General features: G+C 42.7%; 5 protein-coding genes. 1 reads left to right on the top strand and 4 read right to left on the bottom strand.

What is annotated here, in order from left to right; translation table 11 throughout:
• Positions 1-807, bottom strand: an 807-nt coding sequence (locus ACYPWY_RS15275) for a DUF4099 domain-containing protein (protein ID WP_459686409.1), incomplete at its 3' end; no start/stop codon positions are given.
• Positions 808-1,124: 317 nt separating this feature from the next.
• Here ACYPWY_RS15275 and ACYPWY_RS15270 point away from each other — a divergent pair.
• Complete coding sequence (locus tag ACYPWY_RS15270; protein WP_459686408.1) at positions 1,125-2,195, top strand: hypothetical protein; 1,071 nt, start codon at positions 1,125-1,127, stop codon at positions 2,193-2,195.
• 184 nt (positions 2,196-2,379) lie between these two features.
• On the opposite strand, the gene ACYPWY_RS15265 is transcribed toward ACYPWY_RS15270, so the two are convergent.
• From ACYPWY_RS15265 to ACYPWY_RS15255, 3 genes are all read right to left on the bottom strand, one after another.
• Entirely contained in the window at positions 2,380-2,979 is a 600-nt protein-coding gene (locus tag ACYPWY_RS15265; protein WP_459686407.1) for an N-acetylmuramidase family protein, read from the bottom strand.
• A gap of 111 nt (positions 2,980-3,090) precedes the next feature.
• Entirely contained in the window at positions 3,091-3,546 is a 456-nt protein-coding gene (locus ACYPWY_RS15260; protein ID WP_459686406.1) for a fascin domain-containing protein, read from the bottom strand.
• Positions 3,547-3,635: 89 nt separating this feature from the next.
• Entirely contained in the window at positions 3,636-6,035 is a 2,400-nt protein-coding gene (locus ACYPWY_RS15255; RefSeq protein ID WP_459686405.1) for a hypothetical protein, read from the bottom strand.
• Between the last annotated feature and the right edge of the window lie 698 nt (positions 6,036-6,733).

The raw sequence follows: 6,733 nt of genomic DNA, 5'->3' as shown, positions 1-6,733 counted from the left end.
TTCCTTGCGGAACGCCACCAATTCATTGGTTTGCTTGTCCAGCGAAATGAGTACCGGCGTTTTTTCACCTTGCTTAAATTCGGCTTCGACGACACGTCCGAGATTGCCTGTTTTCAATAAATTTTCCTTGTCTTCTTTGGTAAATTCAACACCGAAATAGGGACGTTCCAAATCGGGCTTGCTGCGGATAAGATGAACGGCAGGCGCAAACGTGCCGTCTTCCTGTTTGCGAAGTGAGAAACGCGCGTCTGAGCGTAGCGTTTCGCTGTCGAATTTCATTGCAACAGGCATCAGGTTTGTTTTCTGATAATCAAGCAGTTTATCCAGATTGCCTGTTTTTTCCAACGCCTCGCGGCTAATGCCGAAGCGTTCAAACTTTTGCCAGTCCACAAGGTCGGGATTAATAGCATAACTTTTCGTTTGCCCTTCCGTTTGTCCCTGTTCCTTTGCCTGTTTTTTCTGAAAATTTTCAGGCTCAATGCGGTGTACATCCAAAAAGTCTTTGTTTTCGGGCTTGTCGGGACTTTTAAATGCTTCATACAGGCGTTTTACAACGTCTCCTAACTTTTCCAGCGGAGCGCGGTAAAAGTCAAAGCGGGTAGGGTCTTTGATTTGCCGCTTGAAGTTCTCAAAAAAGTTTTCAAGCGCGTTGCCGTTTTTGTCGATTTTCAAAAAATCGGGATTCTCGCTTCCGTCAAGTTTGGTAGATTTGACTTTTCCGTTTTTGTCCAGATTCACGGCGTGCAGTTCATTGCTGCCTTTTTCCTTGACCAATAACACATCTTGGTCTTTCAATTTTTCGTTCATATTACTTCAATTTTTAAGTTACGCCAATAGCGACGCGGCGCAAAAGTAAATGAACAAAGATTGCGGAAAAAGGGGTTTTAGAAAAGTGGCAGGGGTTTGCGCGTGTGTGGCAGGGGTTTGCACCGCCCGTGTAAAATATCGCTCAATTAATCCTTTTTCGTGTCGTTGGGATATTCATTATGCCGTTGGGAGAAAAAAATTGCGACGGCTTTGGACGGGCGGTAATTTTGTGGCGGAGATTTGTAAATCGACAAAGCAGCGGATTCCGAAAAGCTGGATATTGAAAAGAGTAGGAGAATTTAATTATAAGAAAACGTATGAAAAATGTATTGAAATTTCAAGTTAAAGCATTTGCATTAATGGCAATACTCCTGATAAGTATTGTGGGTACTCTGTCGGCGGAAAAAATTGCAATTATTGATGCTGGAAGTTCGGGGTCAAGGTTGTATGTGTATGATGTCAATAAAAATGAAGGTAAAATTAGCATTGTTTATCCTTCTACCCCGGAACAGAAGGACAACTCAAAAGGGAGAGCATTATCCGGTGTTGCTAATCATAATGACAGTGTCAGAGTTTTTTTGCAAACAATGACAGATATGTATGATAGTGGTAATAATGCAGAAAAAATACCACTGTATGTCTTGGCAACTGCCGGGATGCGGCTGGTAGATGAAGATAAAGCCAATTCAATTTACAATATGATGCATAGTCAACCAAGAGAGTATAACCGTTTTCGTTTAGTTACAGCCATGACCATTTCCGGACGATACGAAGGACTTTATGCGTGGATTGCGGCGAACTACAAAAATGGGAGTTTAGGATTTAGTACTTCGACACCCGAAAAGCCATTGACTTATACCGGCATCACGCATGGTATTCTTGAAATTGGAGGAGCTTCTATGCAAATAGCATTTGCAGCGAATGAGAAGTGTGCTACTTGCATATCTCGTAAAGGGTTTGCTCATATTTACAGTAAAAGTTATCTTGGAGGCGGAGTAGATAAAGTTTATGATGAACACAAAAATGAAAATCCGCCTGTTTTTACCGAAGTACCAAATCCAAAGGACGTGAGCAATTTATATGGTAGCGACTTAAAATTTATCGGACTGGGAAGACCAATTGGAACAGTGCTTAAGGAAGCGAAAAGCAATAGCAATAGCGTTGAAGATTTAAAGAGATATGCAGATTCACTTCCAAATAATGATTCACCAGTCAACTTTCACCCGTGGATAAATGCCCAATATATCGTTTGGGTCGTTAGGTCGTTGAATTTAGGTAGGAAATTATCAAAACCAGACAAAGAGTCTGATTGGACAGAAGGGGCAGCCTTGGATATTCTTATCAATAACATGCCGCCAGAAAAGTTTGATTATCAGAATCAAAACTAAACTGTATTTGCAAAGTTAGTATTTTGATATAATCATCCTTAATGCTCGCATTATTGCCGAACATTGAGGATGATTATTGTATTAACAGTTCAGGCGATTATAAGAATAAAATCGGCTTCTCAAACAAATGAGAAGCCGATTTTGTTGAGGATATAACATCTATTCTTATCGGTTAATGCTCTCCTCAATGCAGCTTATATTTCAAATAAGCGTTTTGAAGTTTCTCGTCATACCGATTTTGCTTGTAGCCCGCCCCATTGTATTTGGCGGCAAACACTGCCCAGTCCAGATTCCTGAGCGGTTTGTCGATTCCTGTATTTTTCAGGAAACGGGCAAAACTCCGCAAATGGTTGTTGGAATCCGACTTAATGGCATCCACATACTCCCGTACCGTGTTGTATCCGCATAATTTGTGATTGAAACCCATGATTTGGAACATCCCCCACGAGGCAGAACACAAGGCGGCTTCTTCTTCAATAGTGGCGGCTTTGTTCAACCGGTCGTATTCGGCAACGCCTCCCTTATAGCTCGATTTGTCCCACTTTGGGAAAAGTACGTCGCTGTAATCGGCTTGATATTTTTCAGGGTTAATACCTCTTTTTTTGAGTTCCTGCCAGAAAATATGCCCTTCGAACAGAATAATGGGACGTCCGTCTTTGAGGAATCCCGAACGTCCGCCCGATTCAATTTCGCACACGGCGCGGATAGCAGCATCTTCCACATTCAGCAATCGCGCAGTTTCTTCGTAAACCTCAGAGACTGTCCGCCCCTGACCTTCTTTCATTAATACATCCATTTTGAAAACAAATAAATTGTTGATACTATTACATGTGTTAAAGTCTCGCCCTGCCCTGTTGGCAACGGCGAGGCTAATACGTCTATTTTACAGTAGTATTTACGAAAAATAGAACTCTGTGATGAACACTTCCCATTCTTTGGCAAGTTCCTTGTTGGCTTCCACACGACCGTTGGGTTGGGCGGACAGATACTTCCCGAAGTATGACTTCAGAGCAACCGTATTGCAACCCTGTTGTTCCAGTGTCCAAGTTTCCCAAATGTCTAACTTGTCGCGATTCCATTCCACGGAACCGTTAGGTTGGGCGGATAAGAATTTCCCCGACGTTGATTGCAGTCCGAATTTGCCGTTCCCGGTAGGAATCAACTGGATAACTTCCATTGGACCCGGGAGGCGAGCGGTAAGTTTGACTGTTCCGTCGGATTGCGCCGAAAGAAATTGTCCGTGAACCGATTGCAGTGAAAATTTTTGGGAGGTTTCAGGAGTGTTTATTCCCGGGATAAGCACACCGGCTCCATGGATGACTTTTTCGGTCAAATCTTTTAATTTGTTCATAAATAAAATTTGTTATTGTTTACCCGCTCTTTCCGGCAGAGGGAATTTCCGTTGCTACTCTTTTCGGGATTTTCGCTGTCTCCTCACTTTTATTCGCTTACCGCCGTCTGCGTTTCGCTGTTTTCTACAACGGCTTTACTGTCTGTCGGCATCTGGTTAAGCGTCTTAAATATGTCTGTTTCAATCGCTTTATATGTCTGAGCATTATCTTTGGACGTAAACTCGAGGAACCAACCCATTATTTGTGGGCCGGGAATGCGTATATAGAAAAAGTTACCGGAGCTTCCGAAATACGCCGACTCGCTTTGACTGTTGCTGGCTTTTGAATTGCTTGCCCTGAAGCCGAAAATGCCGCCGCTATTTTCACTGTTTTCTTTCATATATTCCTTGTTTGATGCGCTCTCTTCAGCATTGGATTCGACTCGGATAGTAATGTCTTTAACAATTACAAAACCGGTGGGAAAGGCGGGTAACAGATATTTTAGGTTGGCATCATGGTCATCGGTATATTGCAGACTATTCTTGAATGTGTTGCAATCAGCTTTATGTACGGTGCTTTTATCTATATTGCCGCCGCTGCAACGCATATCTGCTAAACGAAAATAATTGTGGCTGAGCTTGAAAATAGTGGGATTGAACCATCCACCGCGCTCGAAGGTAACTTTTTTGGCACGGAAACCAATTTCGAGTTTGCTGGACAATGCCGAATGTTTTTCAATCTCACTGGCTTTTTGAGAAGAGTGGCTGCCGCCGACCGAAAAGAACCATCCGCCCAGTTTGAAACTACTGTTCTCGACAGAGGATGTGCTTTCATTCTTGTCGGTTTTTTCTGTCATTTCAGCCTTGATGATAACGTCCATAAAGTCGGAATCGGACGAATCGGATGAACTTGAATCTATCATCAAAGGCGGATTTAACAACGATTCGATTTTGGCAAGCCTTTTTTGGATCTTCCCATACTCAGGTTTACTTTTATTTTCGTCAGGTGTGTCATTTATTTCCTTCGTGAGTTTCGCTTTTTCCTCATCCAGTTTTTCTTTACTTTTTCCTATCAAATCTTTGATGTCGGGGTCGGTATCATCGTTCTCGTTTTTTGCTTCTTCGGCAATAACGCCGCTTACCAGTGGGGCAAGAAATTTGAGGTCGGCTTCAAGCTGGTCTATTTGTTCCTGCACACGCTGTCTGAGTAACCGTTTGTCTTTCACTTTGGCTTCCGAGTATTCCATAAGTGCATCGTTGGCTACTTTTTGTGCCGTCAAAGCCTTTTGTTGCGTCTCAAAGGTGGCAACCATGTTTTCGCTGATGCTGCCGATAGAATCGCCAATAATGTTAAGTACTTTCGTCTTGGAACTTTGAAGTGTTGGCTTTCCATTTGCACTTGTTAATGTCGTAATGGCGTCACTTGCATTAGCAGTGGGGTCAACGGCTTTAAATATTTTTATGGCGGTGTTTACCGCTTCCACTGCACCTTTGCCGTATTGAGTAATCAGTTCTGATTCAATATCAGATACTTTTTGGGCAGCTGCATCTGCTGCCTTTTTCAGTTCGTCCTGTTTGTTTACCGGAATTTCCGTGATGCCGATTTCTGCCAATTGCGCCTTGAGAGAATTGAGCCGTTTGTTTTTAGCCCTGAAGTCTGCCATCAGACTTTCGGTGGTCATGGTCAAATCTTTGGGGCTGACATTGGGACGGAGCGATTTTGCCCAGTTGCTCGGCTGAAATTGCACGGGATAAATGTCGCTCGAACCATCAAGCGAGCGACGCAGGCTGGAGCGCATTTTCTGCTTGGTTTCTTCCAGCACTTCGGCGGGCGATGATACATTGAGGAACCCCAGCAAAGTAAGCACCTCGTGATAGTGACCGCGCACCACGGCATCATTGAACAAATTGTTAATGGTTTCTTCTTTTACCAGACCTTCGGACGATAGCCATTTGGAAAAGGAATCCAATGATTCCTCTCTTTTTGGGGAAGACTTGGCATCGTCATATTTAGCCGTTTTTTCTTCGTACCATTTGTTGCGCCCTTCGAGAAATTTTCCGTAAAGTTCCTTGGCAATGTGCATACGCGAAGCGCGTTGCTTATTGCCGTTTTCATCATCATAGTCAATTTCTTCCAGCAGCCAGTTCCGTAATTCCCGCTGGTCGGAAACAAACGGTTTAAGCGTGTCAAGTTTTGGGACATAGTTGTTAAGCAGAGTGTTGAACACTGTCGAGAGTTTTTCGCCGTTGGGACCCTGTACGATAGGCGAAATATCGAAAAGCTGGTTGGACAATGTAAATTCTGCTTCCTGAACCGGATAGGGTTTAGTTAGCACACTGTAGCAACCGTTGTCGTCGTACTCGTAAGTACGGTTGTTAAGACCACGAGCCGGAAATTCCATTGTAAACAGTTGATTACCGGCACCAAAGAGTTCGTTAATCTTGTCATAGATAACGGACATTACGTCCATTGTCGTTGTTTTTTGTAATTTTTCAAGAGGAGATTCCATGTTATGTTTCCTTTCTGTTTTTATGTGAATAAAAAATATTTAACTGTCACAAAAATACGGAGACTGTTACTTCCTCTCAAACTTTTTCTCCCAACAACCGTTTTAATATCCCAACAGCACTTTTACACGCCCGTTAATCTCCATTTATGTCGTTGGGATATTCATTGTGCCGTTGGGATAATTTCTTTCCGGGTCGGCAAAAGTCAGCGTACATTTGTGCTGCGAGCGATAATATTAAGGATAGAAAACAAGGGAAAAATGAGGGAAAAACAGGAGATAATAAAAAACAGTAAAAATTTCTTATGGAATATTTTCCGGACAAGGAGTATTCAGGAAAAAAATTTGTACCTTTGCGCTCTAATTCGACGAATTTTGAATTGTTATTATGGACAGAATACGCCAAGTGTCTGTTTTTCACGGAATACCTTTAATGCAGACAGGGATATTTTTCGCTCTTTGACAAAAAAAGAAGCGGAAATATTTGCTATTCCCGTTTATTTTATTACACACACACACACACACACACACACACACACACACACACACACACACATTATCACCACCTGAACAACCCGCCCGCCCTCTTTGTTGGAAAAGGCGCAAAGATACTGAAAATATTTCATTTACGGCAAAACCATTTACATCCCCGGCGCTTTACTGTCTGTCGGGGCTTTTCTGCGTTTTATGTCCCTCAAGTC

Source organism: Viscerimonas tarda (assembly GCF_054601255.1).
The sequence above is the reverse complement of the archived record's forward strand: the minus strand, read 5'-3'. Positions and strand labels throughout refer to the sequence as shown.

What these genes read in the sequence shown, in the direction of transcription:
- ACYPWY_RS15260 (WP_459686406.1), bottom strand. Translation starts at nt 3,546, where the DNA reads ATGAACAAATTAAAAGATTTGACCGAAAAAGTCATCCATGGAGCCGGT.
- ACYPWY_RS15265 (WP_459686407.1), bottom strand. Translation starts at nt 2,979, where the DNA reads ATGAAAGAAGGTCAGGGGCGGACAGTCTCTGAGGTTTACGAAGAAACT.
- ACYPWY_RS15255 (WP_459686405.1), bottom strand. Translation starts at nt 6,035, where the DNA reads ATGGAATCTCCTCTTGAAAAATTACAAAAAACAACGACAATGGACGTA.
- ACYPWY_RS15270 (WP_459686408.1), top strand. Translation starts at nt 1,125, where the DNA reads ATGAAAAATGTATTGAAATTTCAAGTTAAAGCATTTGCATTAATGGCA.